The sequence below is a fragment of the Dongia sp. P2_B8 genome, from assembly GCF_056404715.1.
In genome coordinates this window covers 484,888-503,528 of the sequence record NZ_JBFUDM010000001.1, presented here as the reverse complement: position 1 = coordinate 503,528, position 18,641 = coordinate 484,888, and the positions used below count along the sequence as shown (strand labels likewise).

The 18,641-nt window shown below is 56.0% G+C and carries 17 protein-coding genes; 10 read left to right on the top strand and 7 right to left on the bottom strand.

Going from position 1 to position 18,641, the window contains the following annotated elements:
- Nucleotide 1 precedes the first annotated feature (1 nt).
- Nucleotides 2-1,306, bottom strand: a complete 1,305-nt coding sequence (locus AC1DWZ_RS02215) for an efflux RND transporter periplasmic adaptor subunit (RefSeq protein WP_477167228.1) — start codon at nt 1,304-1,306, stop codon at nt 2-4.
- A gap of 309 nt (nt 1,307-1,615) precedes the next feature.
- On the opposite strand from AC1DWZ_RS02215, the gene AC1DWZ_RS02210 reads away from it, so the two are divergent.
- Nucleotides 1,616-2,137, top strand: coding sequence for a TetR/AcrR family transcriptional regulator (locus tag AC1DWZ_RS02210; protein WP_477167227.1), 522 nt, complete (start codon nt 1,616-1,618; stop codon nt 2,135-2,137).
- Nucleotides 2,138-2,211: 74 nt separating this feature from the next.
- Nucleotides 2,212-2,415, top strand: coding sequence for a hypothetical protein (locus AC1DWZ_RS02205; RefSeq protein WP_477167226.1), 204 nt, complete (start codon nt 2,212-2,214; stop codon nt 2,413-2,415).
- A 134-nt stretch (nt 2,416-2,549) separates the two neighbouring features.
- On the opposite strand, the gene AC1DWZ_RS02200 is transcribed toward AC1DWZ_RS02205, so the two are convergent.
- The 3 genes from AC1DWZ_RS02200 to AC1DWZ_RS02190 all read right to left on the bottom strand — a co-directional run bounded on the left by AC1DWZ_RS02200 (nt 2,550) and on the right by AC1DWZ_RS02190 (nt 4,859).
- Entirely contained in the window at nt 2,550-2,699 is a 150-nt protein-coding gene (locus tag AC1DWZ_RS02200) for a hypothetical protein (protein ID WP_477167225.1), read from the bottom strand.
- 161 nt (nt 2,700-2,860) lie between these two features.
- Entirely contained in the window at nt 2,861-4,042 is a 1,182-nt protein-coding gene (locus AC1DWZ_RS02195; protein WP_477167224.1) for an alkene reductase, read from the bottom strand.
- A 43-nt stretch (nt 4,043-4,085) separates the two neighbouring features.
- Nucleotides 4,086-4,859 (bottom strand): SDR family NAD(P)-dependent oxidoreductase, encoded by a 774-nt coding sequence (locus AC1DWZ_RS02190; RefSeq protein ID WP_477167223.1) that lies wholly within the window; start codon nt 4,857-4,859, stop codon nt 4,086-4,088.
- Nucleotides 4,860-4,969: 110 nt separating this feature from the next.
- On the opposite strand from AC1DWZ_RS02190, the gene AC1DWZ_RS02185 reads away from it, so the two are divergent.
- From AC1DWZ_RS02185 to AC1DWZ_RS02150, 8 genes are all read left to right on the top strand, one after another.
- On the top strand, nt 4,970-5,491 hold the full coding sequence (locus tag AC1DWZ_RS02185) for a TetR/AcrR family transcriptional regulator (RefSeq protein ID WP_477167222.1): 522 nt from the start codon (nt 4,970-4,972) through the stop codon (nt 5,489-5,491).
- A 32-nt stretch (nt 5,492-5,523) separates the two neighbouring features.
- On the top strand, nt 5,524-5,799 hold the full coding sequence (locus AC1DWZ_RS02180) for a hypothetical protein (RefSeq protein WP_477167221.1): 276 nt from the start codon (nt 5,524-5,526) through the stop codon (nt 5,797-5,799).
- 59 nt (nt 5,800-5,858) lie between these two features.
- Entirely contained in the window at nt 5,859-6,533 is a 675-nt protein-coding gene (locus tag AC1DWZ_RS02175; RefSeq protein WP_477167220.1) for an antibiotic biosynthesis monooxygenase family protein, read from the top strand.
- A gap of 14 nt (nt 6,534-6,547) precedes the next feature.
- Nucleotides 6,548-7,756 (top strand): MFS transporter, encoded by a 1,209-nt coding sequence (locus AC1DWZ_RS02170; protein WP_477167219.1) that lies wholly within the window; start codon nt 6,548-6,550, stop codon nt 7,754-7,756.
- Nucleotides 7,757-8,062: 306 nt separating this feature from the next.
- Nucleotides 8,063-8,752, top strand: a complete 690-nt coding sequence (locus AC1DWZ_RS02165) for an isochorismatase family protein (protein ID WP_477167218.1) — start codon at nt 8,063-8,065, stop codon at nt 8,750-8,752.
- 140 nt (nt 8,753-8,892) lie between these two features.
- Nucleotides 8,893-9,681, top strand: coding sequence for a type 1 glutamine amidotransferase domain-containing protein (locus tag AC1DWZ_RS02160; protein WP_477167217.1), 789 nt, complete (start codon nt 8,893-8,895; stop codon nt 9,679-9,681).
- Between the two features lie 39 nt (nt 9,682-9,720).
- Nucleotides 9,721-10,200, top strand: coding sequence for a DUF4437 domain-containing protein (locus tag AC1DWZ_RS02155; RefSeq protein WP_477167216.1), 480 nt, complete (start codon nt 9,721-9,723; stop codon nt 10,198-10,200).
- Between the two features lie 149 nt (nt 10,201-10,349).
- Nucleotides 10,350-10,742: a nuclear transport factor 2 family protein gene (locus AC1DWZ_RS02150; protein ID WP_477167215.1), complete on the top strand. Its 393-nt coding sequence runs from the start codon at nt 10,350-10,352 to the stop codon at nt 10,740-10,742.
- 223 nt (nt 10,743-10,965) lie between these two features.
- On the opposite strand, the gene AC1DWZ_RS02145 is transcribed toward AC1DWZ_RS02150, so the two are convergent.
- The 3 genes from AC1DWZ_RS02145 to AC1DWZ_RS02135 all read right to left on the bottom strand — a co-directional run bounded on the left by AC1DWZ_RS02145 (nt 10,966) and on the right by AC1DWZ_RS02135 (nt 18,155).
- The gene (locus AC1DWZ_RS02145) at nt 10,966-14,226 is read right to left on the bottom strand and encodes an error-prone DNA polymerase (protein ID WP_477167214.1); all 3,261 of its coding nucleotides are present in this window, start codon (nt 14,224-14,226) and stop codon (nt 10,966-10,968) included.
- 106 nt (nt 14,227-14,332) lie between these two features.
- The gene (locus tag AC1DWZ_RS02140; protein ID WP_477167213.1) at nt 14,333-16,102 is read right to left on the bottom strand and encodes a UvrD-helicase domain-containing protein; all 1,770 of its coding nucleotides are present in this window, start codon (nt 16,100-16,102) and stop codon (nt 14,333-14,335) included.
- A complete protein-coding gene (locus AC1DWZ_RS02135) occupies nt 16,095-18,155 on the bottom strand; it encodes an ATP-dependent nuclease (RefSeq protein WP_477167212.1) in 2,061 nt (686 codons plus the stop codon). Before AC1DWZ_RS02135 ends, AC1DWZ_RS02140 begins: the two co-directional genes overlap by 8 nt.
- Nucleotides 18,156-18,641: the final 486 nt, after the last annotated feature.

The following is an 18,641-nucleotide window of genomic DNA, read 5'->3' as shown; positions in this document are numbered from 1 at the left end:
GTTAGTCTCGCGCCGCCTTGAACTCGATTGAACCTTGCGCAGGCGCCACCTTGGAGCCCGGAATTGCCGTCGGGATTCCGTCAATCACCACCCGATCCGAAGAAACCAATCCTGCCTCGATGACCCGGAGGCCACCACGCATCTCGCCGATGATCACCTTCTTCGGCGTCACAACGTTGTCGGCGCTAACAGTCAACACCATGTGTTCGGACTGGTCGGGGAGGACGGCGGCATCCGGCACCAACATGGCGGGCCTAGGCGCCGACAAAGCCAGGCGGACACGAGCGAAACCACCCGGCGTCAGCATGAGGTCGTCGTTTTGGACCGTGGCGCGAGCGTGAATGGTGCCACTCGAGCGGTCGATGCTGTTATCAATAAAGTCCAGAGTCCCTTCCCGGGTGAATCCTTCCTCGTCGCTGAGAGCGATCTCGATCTTGTTTGAGACCGGCCCGCTCTTTTGGGCGCGTTCTCGCTGGAACTTCATATAATCGGCTTCGCTCATATCGACATTGAGATAGATCGTATCGAGCGAGACGATGGTGGCAAGGAGCGTCGTCGGGCTGGTTGCGGCCCGGCTGCCGGCGACCAGGTTGCCCGCGGAAACCAAGTGCGCTCCGATGCGCCCGGTAAAGGGAGCATAGATTCTGCAGCGTTCGAGATCGAACTTGGCATCGCGGATCGCCGCTTGGGCGTCGTCAACAGTGGCCTGGGCAGAGCGCTGCTCTTGCGCCCGCTGATCGACCTTCTGCTCGCTACCGGCGCCGGTCTTGCTCAGGGTCTTTGCGCGAACGATTTCGCGGTTCGCAAGTTCCAGTTGGGCCTGGGCAGTCTTCAGCTGCGCCTGAGCGCGACTCAATGCAATCTGATAAGGCTCGGGATCGATCGAAAAGAGGAGATCGCCCTTCTTAACGATATCACCGTCCTTGAAGCCGATTTCTGTGAGTGTGCCACCGACCTGGGCGCGTAGCTCAACCTTATCCACTGCCGAGAACTGGCCAAGAAATTGAAGCCTCGATTGGATATTGCGCTCGAGCGGTGCACTGACGTTGACCGAAGGCGGGGTTGGTGCGGCCATCGCTTGCGGGACGGGAGGCGCCCCGAAATAGGTTACGCTGACCGCACCACCAGCGATGATCGCCAGCACAGCAGCCGTTCCCAGGAGAGCCTTCAACCGGCTCTTCCTCGTCGGCACAGTTTCAGTCGTCTCGGTTTCCCGCGAATTGTTGAGCGTCGTATCGTTCTCCGACTCCCCTTCCGTGGTATCGTTGCGGATCTCGACGTTCTCGTAGTTGCTGGTGTCTTCCATCTGAGGTCTCCCGGTTGGCTGGCTGGTGTTTGGCTGACGAAGTCTATCTATCGATAGATTGACGATTCAACAGTTAGGCCTCTTCGGCAGCATCGTCAAGACCTATCTACTGATAGAGTGAATATTTTGCGGGAGAGATGTCCACGCTTCCCAGATCACACTAACTATTTGGTTTTTAATAGATTTTATTCATGGAGCAGCGCCGCGATCTCTTAGATGAAGTTATTCTATCGATCAGTAGATCGATATTTGATTGCGAAATGCCTGAGTTTGGCTTATTTATGTTTGAGTAGCTGAGAGGAGGTATTCATGACCGACATCGCTAAGGACATCATGGATGCGGCAGAGCGGCGCATGCGGATCGGTGGCTTTAGCGGATTCAGTTTCCGCGAGATCGCAGCTGATGTCGGCATCAAGAGCTCAAGCGTCCACTATCATTTTCCGACCAAGGACGGTCTGGCGGCCGCCGTCGTGCGCCGTTACACCCATGAAGTCGCCGAGAAGATGGAGCGCGAATTGGAGCTCGATCCCGATCCGGTGCGAATCTGGACCAAAGCATTCCGCGGCACTCTGCTCTCGCCCGGCCGCATGTGCCCCTGCACAGTATTGGGCGCGGCCACGCTGGATCTGCCGCCACTCGTGACGGCAGAGGTCAAGCGCTTCTATCAAATGTGCTTGGAGAAGCTCGTTGCCGGTGGACTCTCGGAAGGTGCTGCGGTCGAATTTTACTCCACCCTGACCGGTGCCATGGTGGTAGCGACCGTTCTTGGCGAGCCGGCGATCTTCGACCGTGCTACCAATGGATTCCGGGACGTGCGCGTTGCTGCCTAGATAGTGCTGATATAGGCAGCTCTATGGCGACGTCACGCGCCCTCATTCATGTTTGCCGAATTCGGCTGCAGTGCATGCAGCAACCGCAAACATTCGATATGGATGAGTTTCTACCGGAGCTTGGCACGATCCGGTGTGAATTTGTGAGCAATCTCCAGCAGGCGAGCGCCGATCGCAAAAAAGCCTGGTCGGCAATGACTGCCGAACTCACGGCAAAATTCGAGGCGCGCCGCGCCGACTGTCTACGCTGGCGTCGGGATAACCCAACGCCAGCGTAGCCGCGGTAACTCGGCGGCCAGCCAACCCTACCTGGAGGCGATGCTTGCCACCGCCCAAGGGGTCCGCAAGAATCGGTAGAGAGCAAGAAGGCAGGACTGCCCCACCCACAACACCGCTTTTGGAAATCCGCCCACTATGCGTGGCCCAGACGCCAGGCGATTTCGAAGCTGCTCTCCGCGGTGTTCTCGGCGAGGGCCTCGCCCTCCCTTTTCTCAAGGAATGCCGCCATCGGATCTCGGCTTTTCCGCTCCTCGGTGACATTCTTACGCTTTATCTCGCTCATTTGGTCCTCCTTTGGATTCAGTAGGGGTTGTAATGCCTCTCGTCACTCGCGAGAGGCGGTCGCAGCCCTCCAAGCGCCCTTTGGGGGTCAGCGCTCGGAGGGCCGCTAGGCACTGCCCACGATCCCGCAGTGCCGTCTCGTTATCGGGAAGTGCCGTCTCGTTATCGGGAAGTGCCGGTATCTCCCGACATCTCCAATTTGCTTAAGGTCGCGACCTCGCCGTTCACCTTCGGATATGGATCGAAATCCGTGTATCCGCGCGCATCGAAGGCGTAGAAGGTGCTGCGATCGTAAGGTGTGAGCGGCAGATCGTGTTCGATGCGGTAGGGAAGATCCGGGTTTGACGTGAAATGACGACCGAACGACACGAGGCTTGCGATTCCGCTATTGAGAGCGGTCTCCGCAGTCTCAGGTGAAAAGCCGCCGGCGGCGATGATGGTGCCGTCGAAGATCTTGCCGAGCTGGAGCGAGGCGACGGGATTCTGCCCCTCGGCAACCGTATCGGCGCCGCTGATGCGGGGCTCGATCACATGGAGGTAAGCAAGATCGAATTCATTAAGCCGCGCAGCAAGGTGGCCGTAAAGACCGTGAGGATCGCTATCTCCCATGGCTGCAAAGACACTGCTTGGTGATATCCGGACACCGATCCTTTCCGAGTTCCAGACCCCGCTCAGGGCTTCGAGGATCTCGAAAAGGAAGCGAGCGCGATTTTCGAACGACCCACCATATTCGTCGGTCCGCTTGTTGGAGCTGTCGTGCAGGAACTGCTCGACGAGATGCGCGTTGCCGGCAAGAATCTCGACACCATCGAAACCGGCCCGTTTGGCATTCTCCGCGGCGACCCGATATTGCTCGATAATCTCTTGGATACCAGCCTTACTCAGAGCCCGATGCGGGGATGGCTGAACGAAGCCCTCCGGCGCGGAGACGACGATGCTCTTGTTCTCCCAATAACTTGGATCGACGGACGCTGCCACCGGATCAATATCGATGAGCTTCGTGCTGGTTGCTCGGCCGGCGTGGGAGAATTGGACGAAAATCACGCCGCCTTTCGCGTGAACAGCATCCGTGATGCGCCGCCAGCTCGAGATCTGCTCCGCACTGTAGAGGCCGGGCCCGGTGTGATAGGCCCGCGCTGAGGGCGACACCGCCGTTGCTTCGGTAATGATCAATCCGCCATCCGAGGCGCGCTGGCTGTAATATTCAAGCATCAAATTGCTCGGGACAGCGCTCGGCCAATGAGCACGCAATCGGCTCATCGCCGGCATAACAACCCGATGCTTCAAGCTGACAGCACCGAGCCTCACGGGCGTGAAAAGCATCTTATCAATCTTGATCGACATGAAGGGTCTCCTTCGCGGTGTTTTTTGGGAAGTTCGGCCGGACTCACTGCCGGCCGGCCATCACGCCGCCATCGACTGGCAACACGACGCCCGTGATGAAGTTGGCGGTATCCGAGGCGAGGAAAAGCAGCGCCTCCGCCGCATCAGCCGCCTGACCGTTCCGTCCCAATGGGTGGAACGAGTTGAAGGTCGGCAGAACTGCCTTTACCTGCTCCGGCGACAGGAAGGTGTCGTAGACGGGGGTTTCAATGACTGCCGGGGCAATCCCGTTGACGCGGATCTTGTCGGGTGCCAGTTCGAGGGCGAGGTTCTTCACCAAGGCGTGGACGCCGGCTTTCGCAGCGGAATAGGCCGAGGAAGGCGTCGCACCGATGGCCTGCAAGCCCCACATCGATCCGGTATGAACGATTGCCCCACCTCGCCCACCGATCTTGATCGCCTTCGCGGCTGCCTGAGCGGCGAAGAAGCTTCCCTTCAGGATATTGTCGAGAAAGCTGTCATATTCCGCTTCAGTGATCTCCAGAAATGGCTTCGGCGCGAAAATGCCGGCATTGTTGAAGAGCACATCGAGACGGCCGAAGCGCTGCACGGCCACGTCCGCCAGTCTCCTGCCGGTGATGGGTTCCGCCACGCTGCCGACATGCGCCACAACGCGCGCGCCCGTAGGATCGATCTCGGCTGCGGCCATGGTCGTCTTCGTCGCGTCGCGGCCATTAATCACCACCGAACCGCCTTCGGCGACAAACCGCTTTGCGACCTCTTTCCCAATTCCAGAGGCCCCACCGGTCACGATCGCCACCTTGTCACTGAATCGCATAACTTTCTTCTCCCGATTAATTTATCTATCGATAGGTAGACGCCCAAATAATTAGTGCTGGATTTTTGCGATGTCAAGGTCTATCTATCGATAGAGAGGAGACAAGCTCTGTGTCGGACACCGCCGAAAAACTGATGGATCTCGCGGAAGCTCATATCCGAAACGCCGGCTATGCAGGTTTCAGCTTCCGCGATCTCGCCGAGCAGATGGGGATCAAGAGTGCCAGCGTGCACCATCATTTCCCCACCAAGGCCGCCATGGCCGCCGCCGTTGCCAGGCGTTATGGCGACCGCTTCATGTCCGTCGTTGCCAAGCAGCCCAATGAAACGGCCGAACAGGCGATAACGGCCTACCGTTCTGCTTTCCGAGCTGCACTCGACCGGGATGGTCGAATGTGCCTCTGTGGCGTGCTTGGCGCAGAGGTTGGCGGCCTATCACCGGAGGTCGCCGATGAAATTCTCTCATTTTTTCGCCGTTGTATTGACGATCTCAGCCAGAGAATCGGCGGTGGCGGCGCGGAAACTCGCGCCTTCCATATCATGGCGACGCTCGAGGGCGGGATGATGCTCTCGCGCGCCTACAAGGACATCGATGCCTTCGATCAGGCCGCCGCGCGGCTGGACGTCGCCTAACAGCACCTTCGAGATTCGAACGAGGATAGAAATTGGCTCAACGACCGACACTGAATGCAGAGGCAGCGACGGAACTCCATAACCGCCTTGCCAAAGAGATCATCGCGAAGATCGCCAAAGAGCCGATTGCCGCTGGCGGGACGATTTCGGATGCGCTCTTTCTCTGTGAATCGGTTCTCGTCGGTGTCTTGATAGAATTTTCACGCCTCGGTAATGACACGCAGCTCCTCGATCTTATCGTTACCAGGGTCAAGGATCGGCTGGCAGATGTGCGCCTCACTAATGTCACCCCGAGGGGTCATGGATAGGGGTGCCGAGCGATCGGTTGGCCCCACGTTTTTGAACGACAACAAAAAAGGATGTCACCATGTTTTCGGTCATCTTCGAAGTTCACCCCAAATCCGAACAGTGGGATGCTTACCTTGGCTATGCCAAACTCCTTCGCCCCGAACTGGAGCGGATTGATGGATTCATCGACAATATTCGGTATCGCAGCCTCACCCGTGAGGGTTGGGTGCTTTCCTTATCGAGCTGGCGTGACGAGAAGGCTCTCGTGCGTTGGCGCACGCAAAGTGTTCACCACCAGGTGCAGGAAAAAGGTCGGACCGAGGTGTTTCACGATTACCATTTGCGTGTCGGAGAGTTGACTGCCGACAGTTCCCTTCCCGCCGACGACCGACTACCAGAACAGCGTTTTGATGCGACGGAAGTAGGTGAAAGCCGGATCGTCACTATGGTCGACGGCCGCCTCGCGGCGGAACAAGTGAAGGAGACCGGTGCCGGGGGTGTCGCTGGACTCCTGGGTCTCGATCGGGCCGCACCTGGACTGGTGGACTGGGATGTCTTCGATGCCGTGCTGACGCCGGGAGACGCTATCCTTCTGCTTTCCTGGAAGAGCGATGCGGATGCTTCAGTTTATGAGGCCGGTCGCGCCAACAAAGGCGATCTGCGGATCCGGCGGGTTCGCGTCATTCGCGACTATGGCATGCGCGATCGTTGGGAAGCGCCGCAGTTCTATCCCGATGTCGGACATGGTTCTTGAACAGGAGGACGGCCGTGGCTGTCGCTGAAAACCCTACCGCCGTGAGCACAGGTGAACGGCGGGCATTGGGACGCATCCCAGTTGCCCTTTTTGCCCTCTCAGCCGGCATCCTCATTGCGAATATCTTTGCATCACAGACCTTGACCGGCCTCATGGCGCAATCGGTTGGCGTCAGCCAATCGATGAGCGGCTTGGTCGCAATGATCCCTTTTCTCGGCTATGCAGCTGGCCTCTTCTTCCTCGTTCCGCTAGGCGATCTCCTGGAAAACCGTGGACTTGTGCTGAAGATGATGGCCGTCGCTGTCCTCTCTGCGCTTGGCATCATCGTCACCACCAATGCGGGCCTATTCCTGGCGCTCCTCTTTACTCTGGGAGCCGGCTCGTCCTGTATTCAAGTCCTCGTTCCCATTGCCGCCGCGATGGCCCCCCAGGAACAGAGGGGTCGGGTGATTGGTGACGTCATGAGCGGGCTCATGGTCGGCATCTTGTTGGCGCGGCCCGCCGCCAGCTTTCTCGCCGGAATATGGGGCTGGAAGGGATTTTATGCGGCGAGTGCGGTGCTCATGGCCCTTCTCGCCTTGCGACTGGCCTTTAAATTGCCAGTCCGGAAGCCAACGCAGACAACATCCTATCTTAAACTGATCGGATCACTCTGGCATTTGTTCATGTTTGAACCTGTCCTCCGTCAGCGAGCGGTATCTGCCGCTATTGTCATGGCGGCCTTCAATTTCTTCTGGACGACGATCTCCTTCGTTCTGGGTGGTGCGCCTTTTCACCTAAGCCAGACGGCGATCGCCCTCTTCGCCTTGGTTGCTGCCGGCGGCGCTATCGTCACGCCTTTTGTGGGCAGGTGGTCGGATCGTGGTTTCGGTAACCGTGTTACCGCACTCGCCCGTCTCGCAGTGATTGCCGCGTTCGGGCTGGCCGCCATAGGCGGCACAACGGGCATACTTCCAACTTATCTTCTGTTGATCATCCTCGGTGCAAGTGCCCTTCTCCTCGATATTGGGACGGTGGGCGATCAGACCGTTGGTCGATATATGATTAACCAGTTAAACCCGGAAGCCCGAGGCCGGATCAACGGTATCTTCGTCGGCGTGTTTTTCATAGGCGGCGCGATTGGCTCGGCGATATCTGGCGCTCTGTGGTTCGTCGGCGGCTGGGAAGTCGTCTGCGCCGGTGGTGCAGCTCTGGGGTTAATCGCCTTCCTTATGCGAAGGTGATTTCGCCCGAGCGTGGTCAAATACAAGGCCCACTCACAGCGACGAACGATCTGCGGGAATTCACACCTTTCGAACCCCGGAAAGACTGAGTTGCCATTCGCTCCCTTCCTACTTTCGCCCCGGCCTTCAGGACAAAGCCCAAGCCAAGTCAGCGGGCGTATGTTCGCCCCTAAATGCCATTTCGACACGATTTCATTTTTTTCGACCTATCGATAGATAGCTATTGACTCAATCGGCGTCCGCACCTAGTTTATCAACATATCTACCGACCGATAGATAGTTCACGAAGTAAGCGGAGATGAAGTCATGTTGTTCGAGCACAAAGTTGATATGGACATCAATGCGGACCGGACCGCGCTGGTCCTGGTCGATATCCAAAACGATTTCCTCACTTATGGCGGCAAGTATTACGTCATGATTGAGGAGCTTTTGAAGAGCAACAACGTCAACGCCAACTTGGAGACGCTCCTCCAGACCGCCAAAGGTCATGGTTACCCAGTATTCATGTCGCCGCACTATTTTTTTCCGCACGATCACAAGGGCAAGACTCGTCTAAGCCCTATGGAAGACCTTGCCATTGGAGCCGGGGTCGTGGCGCGCGAAAGCCCACTTCATACGCATGATGTGCCCGGCAGCGGAGCAGACGTCCCTGAGCGCTTCCGGAAATATATGGAAGACGAGAACACGACTATCGTGTCCCGCCACGTCACCTACGCCCCGACCAACGACCTTGCGTATCTACTGCGCCGCCGAAAAATCGAGACGGTCATCATGGCGGGCCCAGTTGCCAATCTGTGCCTTGAAGATCACATGCGCAATCTCATTCGCGATGGCTTCGAAACGGTGATGGTTCGCGACGCGGTCGCAGCCGCCGCGAACGAGGAAGGCGCTGGCTATGACGCCGCAATGATTAACTGGCGCTTCATGGCTAACGCCGTGTGGAACACGGAAGAGACGGTGCGTCGTATGATTGAGGCCGCCAAGGCCACAGCCTGACATCGTCCGGCCCAACAGGGCCATCTGCAAAAGAAACATGACCGAAAGCGGCAAGACAAAATGGTCTTGCCGATAGGTTCGGTCGCATCCGTTTCGCAATAACGACCAGCATAATTGTCTTTAAATCACAGGAGAATATCATGAGCAAAGGTTCCATCCTCGTTATCGGCTCCAACGCGACCCAGTTGGAAGCGCTCGGCGGCGGCACGATCACGATAGGTCAATTCTTGAACGAGACCGCCGTCCCTCTAATGGCGATCGTGGCTGCGGGTTACGATTTCGTTCTTGCGACTCCCACTGGCGAAAAGCCGCATGTGGACAAGGACTCCGACGCGCTAATCTATTTCGGACAAGACGAGGAAGCTCGCACTCGCGCTCGTGACTTCTTCAATAACTTTCCAGCAATGAACGACGTTCGCACGATTCGCTCCGTGATCGACACCGGCCTCGATCGATTTGCTGGCGTCTTCTTCCCGGGTGGTCACGCGCCGATCGTCGATGTGATGCAAGATCCAGACGCAGGCGAAGTTCTGCGTTATTTCCACGGAGCGAATAAGCCGACCGCGGCGATCTGCCATGGTCCGATCAGTGTCCTGGCTGCGCTCGAGAATGCGCGTGAGTTCCGCTCGGCCCTGATCGACGGCAATAAGGTGAAAGCGCATGAGCTGGGCAAAGGTTGGCTGTATTCCGGTTACCGTATGACCGTCTTCTCGCGCAGTGAGGAGGAATATGCCGAAGAGAATGTCTTCCACAAGAAGCTCATCTTTAACATGCCCGATGCGCTTGAAGCAGCTGGCGCCCAAGTCATCAATGCCGACAATTTCACCTCGTTTGTCGTTGTCGATCGGGAGCTGATCACCGCCCAGAATCCAATGTCGGATCACGAGCTTGCCACGAAGTTTATCGCGGCGCTTGAGAGGGCTGCCTGACGGTAACTCTAGTCAATCTAAGCACTTCGGAGACACGTTATGAAGCTACGTTCATTGGCGCTCGCGGCCATCGCTACGTTGGCCCTCGCTACAAGCTCTCAAGCTCAGGATAGCGGCGGCTATCCTCCCCTAAATGGGGGGACTTCCGTCGTCAATCCTGCGAGCCACTACGTTTTTCAGGATACGGGCGCCCGCGGCATCGACCCAAAGACAGGCATACAGGTGTCCAACGTGTGGGGCGATGTGACCAAAGGGGCTCACGGTGCCTTCTTTCTCTTTGATCCGGGATTCGTCAGTCCTGTCCATACGCACACCTACGATTATTACGCTGTCGTCATCAAAGGCACCCTTCAAAATTATCAACCTGATCAGAAACCCTTAGATCTGGGGCCTGGCTCGTATTGGTATCAAAGGGGCAAAGAGGCACACACGACTGCTTGCGTCTCCAAGGATCAGTGCGAAATCTATATCGTCCAAGCGTCGGAGTTCGACGCGCAGATCCCACCCAAGACCGAATAAGGCATCGTCAGGCCTACATCGACCAGCCGGCTTCTTCGCAATTTCACGAGTCTCGCAGAGAGATTGGACGCCGGGCCGGCTGGGGATCTCTGTTCACTGTCTCATTGCATCGTCCGTGACAGCCCACTAACGCCACACAGGAAAAGAACATGACTACCGAAAACATTGCCGAGCAAAACAAGAAAACAGTTCTGGCCTTCTACAAGGAAGCGCATTTCGATGGGGACGTTGATGGAGCGATCGCCCGTTATGTTGGCGACACCTACACTCAGCACACTGCGGCTGCCGAAGATGGCGTAGAAGGCCTGCGTGCTTTCATCAACAGCTTTCTGGCTGCCTTTCCCAACGCAAAGGGCGATATCCGGCGCGTGATCGCCGATGGAGACATCGTCGCGGTGCATGCGCATTGGACTGGCCTGGTCAGCGAGAACGGTGACGTCGGCGTTGATATTTTCCGTGTCGAGAACGGCAAGCTTGTTGAACATTGGGACGTATATACCCCTGTCCCCACTTCGTCGAAGAACCGCCATAACGTCTACTGATGTCCGGAAGTGGAGTCGGCCACTGTAATGCTGAATCAGGTATTCACGACTTTTGGCGTCTCGCGTATGAGAGAGCCTTTCAGAATCCCGCCGACTGGCCGCTCCACAATTCCCGACAGCGCACACTGTGCGATATTTGAGCTCGAGATTCATTGCTGAGAGATTTAAGTTTTTCAAATCGTCACAAGCCATTGCCTTTAGATCAAATTGAGCCCTCGTGGGATCAGTGAAAGTTCCGGACCTTCATCTTGATCGTGTCGAGTTCCTTGACCGGCTCGTAGAGATCTCGGGACCGTGGTGCCTTAGCATGTGGATCTCGATAATCGTAACCAGGGCTACCGGTCCGCGCCTCGTCCCCTCTTCCGTGCGGCAGCTTGAATCCGTCTTCTCGCTTGCCGACAGCAGAGAGCATCGACGACATGTCGGTGAGCCATTGCGCCACCAGATGCACGACGACCCCCTCCCGCTGTATGCGACCCTTCACGCTCATCATGGCACTGCCGAGAAGCTCTCGTCGCTGCTTTTCGAAGACGTTCGGCCACACAACGATATTGGCCGATCCGCTTTCATCCTCGAGAGTAACGAACATGACGCCCTTTGCGGAACCAGGCCGCTGACGCACCAGCACCAAGCCAGCCGCCTCAAGCCATTTGCCGTCCTGGGCTCGCATCGCCTCGGCACAGGTGACGATCTTGGCTGCCTTTAACTCACCGCGCAGGAAGCTCACCGGATGTGCCTTGAGGCTCAGTCCGACGTGGCGGTAATCCGCCACCACCTCGGCACCGGCGGTCATCGGCTTCAGGATAATCTCCGGCTCATCGACCTCCGGCACAGCCTGCCGCTCGCGTTCGGCCGCCGCGGTGAACAATGGCAACGGATCCGAACGAAGACCTTTCATCGCCCAGAGTGCATCACGCCGCGGTAGATGCAGAGATTCCCGGAAAGCATCCGCCTCGGCCAAGGTCTCCAGGGCCGAGACTGGCACGTTCGATCGCTGCCAGACATCCTCGATCGAGGTAAACGCTTGGTCGTTTCGAACGTTGATGATGGCTGCGGCATGAACATTCGAAAGACCGCTTACTCTCCCCAAACCGAGGCGAACAGCAAATCTGTCATTGCCAATAGGCTCTAACGTGGATTCCCAGCGGGAGGCATTGATACAGGCCGGTCGGACCTCGACATTGTGCTCTTTCGCATCACGCACGATCTGCGCCGGCGCGTAGAAACCCATCGGCTGACTATTGAGGAGTGCGGCACAGAACACTTCCGGATGCCAGCATTTCATCCAGGATGACGCATAGGCTATGAGCGCAAAGGACGCGGCGTGACTTTCCGGGAATCCATAGGAGCCGAACCCTTCGAGTTGACTGAAAGTGCGCTCAGCAAAATCCCTTGTGTAGCCATTACTTACCATTCCTTCGACGAGCTTATCGTGGAACTTTGAAACGCCGCCCGTGTGTTTGAAGGTCGCCATGGAACGCCGGAGCTGATCGGCTTCACCCGGCGTGAAGCCGCCGCATTCGATCGCCACCCGCATCGCCTGCTCCTGAAAGAGCGGCACACCCAAAGTTTTTCCAAGCACCTTCTCCAATTGCGGCGTCGGATAATCGACCTTTTCCTTGCCATCACGGCGCCGTAGATAAGGATGCACCATATCGCCCTGAATGGGGCCGGGCCGCACAATGGCAACCTCGATGACCAGATCGTAGAAGGTTCGCGGTCGCAATCGTGGCAACATCGACATCTGCGCCCGGCTCTCGATCTGGAAGACCCCGACGGTATCTGCCTTCCGGATCATGGCATAAGTGCGCGGGTCTTCAGCCGGGATGGTGGCAAGATCAAGCTTGATGTCCTTATGTTGGGCCAGAAGGTCAAAACTCTTCTTCATGCAGGTCAGCATGCCCAGGGCCAAGACGTCGACCTTCATAAACTTCAGGACATCAATGTCGTCCTTATCCCATTCTATAACCTGGCGGTCTTCCATGGCAGCCGGCTCAATCGGCACCAGTTCATCCAACCGGTCTCGCGTCAGCACAAAGCCGCCTGGATGCTGAGAGAGGTGTCGAGGAGTTCCGTGAAGTGCGTGAGCAAGCTCAATCGCAAGCCGTAGACGCCGATCGCCAGAATTGAGGTTTAGGCCTTCGATATGCTTTTGCTCGACTCCCTCGGACCAACCCCAGATCTGGCCGCTGAGCATCTTGATGAGATCTTCCGTCAGCCCGAGCGCCTTACCTACATCCCGAAGAGCCCCCTTGGCCCGGTAGCGGATGACAGTCGAGCACAGCGCCGCATGCTGGCGACCATAAGTCTCGAAAATCCATTGCATGACGATCTCGCGCCGCTCGTGCTCGAAGTCGACGTCGATGTCCGGTGGTTCTCTGCGTTCCTCGGAGACAAAACGCTCGAAGAGCAGGTCGTTACGTCCGGGGTCGATCGACGTAATCCCCAGAACGTAGCAAACAGCGGAGTTCGCCGCTGATCCCCGTCCCTGACACAAGATGTCCTGGGAACGAGAAAAGCGGACGATGCTGTTCACTGTCAGAAAGTAAGGGGCGTATTCCAGTTTGGCGATGAGGCCAAGCTCATGCTTCAACGCCCTTGTCACCTCATCCGGTATACCTTCCGGGTAGCGCTGTATTGCGCCCTCCCAGGTAAGTTTCTCCAAGGCCTCCTGGGCTGTGAGGCCCGGCATTGTTCGCTCTTCCGGGTATTGGTATTCCAACTCAGAGAGTGAGAACTTGCAGCGCTCCATGATCTCCATGGTCCGGCTGACGGCCTCTGGATAGCGGCTAAATAGGCGCGCCATTTCCGCCGGCGGTTTCAGGTAGCGATCGGCATGGCGTTCCCGCAGGAAACCGGCCTCGTCAATGGATACCCTATGCCGGATACAGGTAACCACGTCCTGAAGGATGCGCTTTTCCGGCAGATGGAAGAGCACGTCATTGGTGGCGACCGTCGACACCTTAAACCGGTGCGCGAGGTTGGAAAGCTCATAGAGCCGCATGGCATCGTTCGGCCGCCGCCGCAATGTCAGCGCCATGTAACCGCGATCGCCGAAGATTTCGTGAAGACGCCTTAATCGCTGACCGCAAATTTCGTCCGCGTCCTCAGGCAGAAGGACGGCAATCAGTCCTTCCTGATAGGCGACCAGGTCTTCCCAAGTGAGCGCACATTTTGCCTTGCCGGCGCGCTTCTTCCCTAGCGATAGCAAACGACAGAGCCGAGAGTATGCTGGCCGATCTGTCGGATAGACCAGGATTGAGAGTCCCTCTTCCAGGTCTAGCCGACATCCGACGATAAGGCGGACCCCCGTCGTCTTGGACGCCTCATACGCTCGGACGATGCCTGCGAGCGAATTCCGATCGACGATGGCAAGTGCCTCGATCTCCATGGTTGCAGCCGTGATGAACAGTTCCTCACAGGACGATGCGCCTCGCAGGAACGAGAAATGGCTGGTGCATTGAAGCTCGGTGTATCTCGACATCTGGCGGATAGAACATTTTGAATGTTCTATCTATGTTCTTTATCGCGGCAGGAGTCAAATGCCCCATTAAACAATTGATACAAATCGCTTTCTTTTGACGGAAACCTCACTCAAATCCTGCTGCATCCCCGCGCGGGTCTCCTGGCAATGCAATGACGTTCTCAGTGCCAAACCACGTTATGAGCTGCGTCATCGCCCTTGCACTGAGCAGCTGTGTAAACAGGAGGGCCAATCGGACTTTCGGTCGAGAGCATGCCACATAGAACAGGTTACGATTATTCTCAAAAGAATCGTTTTTGTCAGCGGGTGCTCCGCCATCAAACCATTCGAGCATCTGGCCAAAGTTATACTTGTTCCAGCCACGGCCGACGATCACCAGAACATTCTCGAATTCAGCGCCCTTCACGCCATGTTTGGTAGCAAACGGAGTGTGTCCGTCGATAAAGCGATCGAGTGCAATAAGCTCAGCATATGGAACCGCGCGCAGCTTTCGCAGACAAGTGACACGGCGGGGCTCGCCTTCCATTGGTTCCGGACCCGCATTATGCAGGCGCCGTTCTGCTTCCTCCACTGATTCCGGGAGGCGCAAGTGTGGCTGCGCTGCAATGAAATCGACCACGTCCCCGATGGTCCCCGTTATTCGCAATGTGATCAACGTATTCATCGCATTCGCCCATGCCACCTTATCGGCATGCGCACGGATTTTCGGCTTGCTTGTTCCGAAGTATTCGAACATTTCCCCGTAACGCTCCGCGTCAAAAGCAGCGCAAGCCGGCTCTATGTGGTCAGCCAAAAACTTGATGTGCGGATCGTCCTTCTTCAGCCAAGGATCATTGATCTGACCGTAGATTGGTGGGATGCTTGAATACCCTTGCTCACGTGCAATAATATTATGTGTAAGCATGAGAATCTTAGTTTTTTCTACTGAGAAATCCCATCCCTCGATCGCAAGCAGATGTTTGACACGTATGAAATACGCTCTCGCTGCCTCGGGAGTTGTATCGCCAGTCCAGTGCCCGCCTTGACCACCCCGCCGGACACCTGGCCAGAGATTGGTGTGGAACACGCGAGCTTCACCTGGCAGTGCTGGATCGCGCACCATTTGAGGTAACGCTGGCCGCATACTGTTCAGCAGCTGCACAATTGGAGCGGTGGATCTAAAGTTCGCGTTTTTATCGATGACTTCCAAAGATTCGTGCTCGACCAGGCCACATCCGTCACCATAAATTTTCTGCCAATGATCGCCGAAGAGCCCGATTTGCAGTCCGTGGCCGTTTAAAAACCAACGCTTTATCGCATCGACGAAACGCGAGTCGGTGTCCTGGTATTCGTCAATTAGAATTATGGGATATCGCGCCGATAGGACTGAACGAAATTTCGGGTAAGCGAGCGCTTGAACCATTAGTTCCACCACGTCGTCATGCCGAAGTGTAACCTGATGATCGACAATGCTCCGATATCCCAACTCGTAATGAACCCGACGATTCCCGATACCGCCAGCAGGCTCAAGGCGCTCTGCCCAACCATCGATGCTGGGAACGAGTTGGCGTAACGTCGATTGGAAATCTTTTAAAATCGACCAACAAAACCCGTGGATGGTCTCAGGACGCACCGCTGGATGTGCTTGAACGCGCGAGGTGATCTCATCCTTCGCGACATTCGTGTAGGTGATGCAGCCGATCTGTTGGCCGCGACGAACAAGCTCGGCCCCACGACGTTCGATTAGACGGCCAAGAGCCTTATCGAGAGAGTAAGTTTTCCCCGCGCCCGCGCCCGCCTCAAGACGAAAATTACGACCGTTTTCGAGGCAGGCAAACATTCGCTCAAGAGCAATACGTCCTGCGAGATCAGCAGGATTTTCCGCTTTCTCAGGCATTGTCGCCAATATCCACGATGCCATGGGCGTTCGCACCGACCTCAGCAGCGACTTGCAGTGCTGTGTTTGCAGTCAGAGGGTCGCCTTCAGCTAGCCAGCGCAGTCCCTCGGCGATATAGCGCGGGACGTTCCAGTCGCTTTGCCCAATTGCATGCTCTAGCGCGAAAGCAGTTTTCTTCTGATCGCCCGCAAGCTCGTAGGCTGCGAGAGCCGGGTCGCCGTCTCCGGGGGGAAAACGCGTGGGATTGGCGAGGATAAACGCATCTTCGAAACTCCGTCCACATGGCCCGCCGGCAACTGCCGGTATCTGAAAGGCTATGCGACGAATGCCGGACGTTTTATCTGCTTCTGTTTTCTCCAGAAGCGCCTCCGGTGAAACGTCATCTCCAAACCACGCTTTTAGGCACCCATTGCTTGTAAAAATTCCCTCAGAGACAGGGACCGCGACTCTATTTCCTCTTTCGTTCGGCTTCACCGTATCTATATCGGTGATTACAAGTGTGCGCAGTTCGAGGAAAGATAGTAAATCAAAGAAACGGTGTGCGTATGCACCACCCACCTCCATTACCGTGACGTATTGGCTCGCGAGTTGCGGATGGTCGGGGACAGATGCATCGGTTTTTCGGATCATTGCCGGAAGTAAAATACGTTCAGACGGTCCCTCAACGAGGACCGCCTTGTCGGCAAAGAATAGATCACATCGTGTCAAAGTCAGATATTGATGGAGGAACTCACGATCTGGTTCCGAAGCACCACCCATCCCCTTGCGTAAATCTTTCACGACTGAACGGCGCAGGCCATTCGCTGCGGTCACGGATAAAAAATAGCGCATGGTCTCGAAGCGTGCTTCGTTGGCCATGTGTGGAGAATGAGTGCTGACAACAAACTGAACGGGCCATGGTTTGTTCGCATTGAGCTGCACAACGAAGGTATTGATGATTTTCTCAAGTTGGCGAATGAAAACCTCCTGCATTTGAGGATGCAGATGGGCTTCAGGCTCCTCGATGAAAATGAGATGAACTCCTGGCGACGCAGGCATAGCTTGATATTCTCGGAAGAACCGCAGCAATTGAAGCAGCATGTAAACCAGATTTCGCACGCCAAGACCGTTGTAGGTCTCGGGTAGAGTCGTGCCGTTGACTCCTACGTATCGAATCTTAGTGTGATCATTAAGAAGTTTATCGACGTCGAAGCTAGTCTCGGTAACCAAGCCCGGATCGGCTAATCCCGGATAGCCGAAAAGATCGAAGGTTGGTAGAAGAGACGTAAGATTCGCGTTGAAGCCCGCGTGTAAATTCTCTTGGATCTGCTCGACGGCCGCTTTGAGTTGCTCTGCGGTCGTTCGCTTTTCGGGATCCAATGGATCGGTGAGAGCCGACTGAAAGAGCACCTCCACGATCTTGCCTAGAACATCTCGTTCGCGATGTGTGTCGTCATCTAATCCTCTTTGAGCATTGATAAAGCCGCCTCGGATCAGTGCCGTGAGTGTCTTGTGCTCTAGAGGTTTTCGGTTGGTTGTGTCATTCGGGTCGACAGCCTCCAACGATGCCGAATATGCACCTGCCAACCGGCTACCGATCGCGCGGAACAGATTAAGCCTATTGATCGCTACATCGTCACTGATTGCGATGTCCGCGAAGAGAACGTTCGGCGCAGTAGGGAGAGGCCCGAAGGTCAATTTTAGGCGCACCTCGGCGCAGTTCGGATTAAGATCAATAATACATTCGCTTAGAGTGCCGAGATCAGGAGATTCGATATCATATGCAATGTCCATGACAACTATGATCGACGGCAGCAATGCAATCACGTCGGATGCCGAATGCCCGGCCTGGAAGGCTTCAAAAGCTGTCCAGAATGACTCATGACAACCTAACGAAAAATCCTCTATCCGAAACGATGGCGACTTCTCACCAAGGAGTCTGCGGAACAATTCTGCAATGGATGTTTTCCCGCTATTGTTTCGTCCCACTATGAGCGTAGTGCGCTTCTCTAAGCCTACCTCGACGTGTCGCAGGAGTCGGAAGTTCTCGATTTCAACTTCCTTAATCCACATCAAACTGCTCCAAATGATCCACGCGCTATGAGTTTCTGCACAGATACCGAACATCTCCGAGTTGCATATAGATCTTCTCACATCTTTAGAGAGAGTCAATTATCGCGAGAACCCTGGGGAGTATCCTGGAAGACTCCCGTCTCGATACTGAGAGGTAGTAAATTTTTCGCATGACTTCCTCGATCGACATCACGCGCTCTGCAAAGCTGTTATGCGACCAATATGGCCCTGACGCTGACCTAGTAGCGGTAGAGCGAGCCGATGAGCTCCTCGAGCGGGGAGAGCTTGAGGGATATGCAACCTGGAAGGCAATCGCGCGAGCAATCGTCGAGATTCAGTCGACAATACCGAGAGACACAGACGTCATCCACTAAGATACGGATTTTCCATCAATTTCATTTCGAAGTTCATGAAGCGTGGACCGCAGTTGATTGAGATCACGCCGTGTTTTGCGCAGCCTTATCGATAAATAGACGACAACGATAA

What these genes read in the sequence shown, in the direction of transcription:
- AC1DWZ_RS02155 (WP_477167216.1), top strand. Translation starts at nt 9,721, where the DNA reads ATGAAGCTACGTTCATTGGCGCTCGCGGCCATCGCTACGTTGGCCCTC.
- AC1DWZ_RS02200 (WP_477167225.1), bottom strand. Translation starts at nt 2,699, where the DNA reads ATGAGCGAGATAAAGCGTAAGAATGTCACCGAGGAGCGGAAAAGCCGA.
- AC1DWZ_RS02210 (WP_477167227.1), top strand. Translation starts at nt 1,616, where the DNA reads ATGACCGACATCGCTAAGGACATCATGGATGCGGCAGAGCGGCGCATG.
- AC1DWZ_RS02150 (WP_477167215.1), top strand. Translation starts at nt 10,350, where the DNA reads ATGACTACCGAAAACATTGCCGAGCAAAACAAGAAAACAGTTCTGGCC.
- AC1DWZ_RS02160 (WP_477167217.1), top strand. Translation starts at nt 8,893, where the DNA reads ATGAGCAAAGGTTCCATCCTCGTTATCGGCTCCAACGCGACCCAGTTG.
- AC1DWZ_RS02140 (WP_477167213.1), bottom strand. Translation starts at nt 16,102, where the DNA reads ATGCCTGAGAAAGCGGAAAATCCTGCTGATCTCGCAGGACGTATTGCT.
- AC1DWZ_RS02175 (WP_477167220.1), top strand. Translation starts at nt 5,859, where the DNA reads ATGTTTTCGGTCATCTTCGAAGTTCACCCCAAATCCGAACAGTGGGAT.
- AC1DWZ_RS02190 (WP_477167223.1), bottom strand. Translation starts at nt 4,859, where the DNA reads ATGCGATTCAGTGACAAGGTGGCGATCGTGACCGGTGGGGCCTCTGGA.
- AC1DWZ_RS02205 (WP_477167226.1), top strand. Translation starts at nt 2,212, where the DNA reads ATGCAGCAACCGCAAACATTCGATATGGATGAGTTTCTACCGGAGCTT.
- AC1DWZ_RS02135 (WP_477167212.1), bottom strand. Translation starts at nt 18,155, where the DNA reads ATGTGGATTAAGGAAGTTGAAATCGAGAACTTCCGACTCCTGCGACAC.
- AC1DWZ_RS02215 (WP_477167228.1), bottom strand. Translation starts at nt 1,306, where the DNA reads ATGGAAGACACCAGCAACTACGAGAACGTCGAGATCCGCAACGATACC.
- AC1DWZ_RS02165 (WP_477167218.1), top strand. Translation starts at nt 8,063, where the DNA reads ATGTTGTTCGAGCACAAAGTTGATATGGACATCAATGCGGACCGGACC.
- AC1DWZ_RS02195 (WP_477167224.1), bottom strand. Translation starts at nt 4,042, where the DNA reads ATGTCGATCAAGATTGATAAGATGCTTTTCACGCCCGTGAGGCTCGGT.
- AC1DWZ_RS02145 (WP_477167214.1), bottom strand. Translation starts at nt 14,226, where the DNA reads ATGTCGAGATACACCGAGCTTCAATGCACCAGCCATTTCTCGTTCCTG.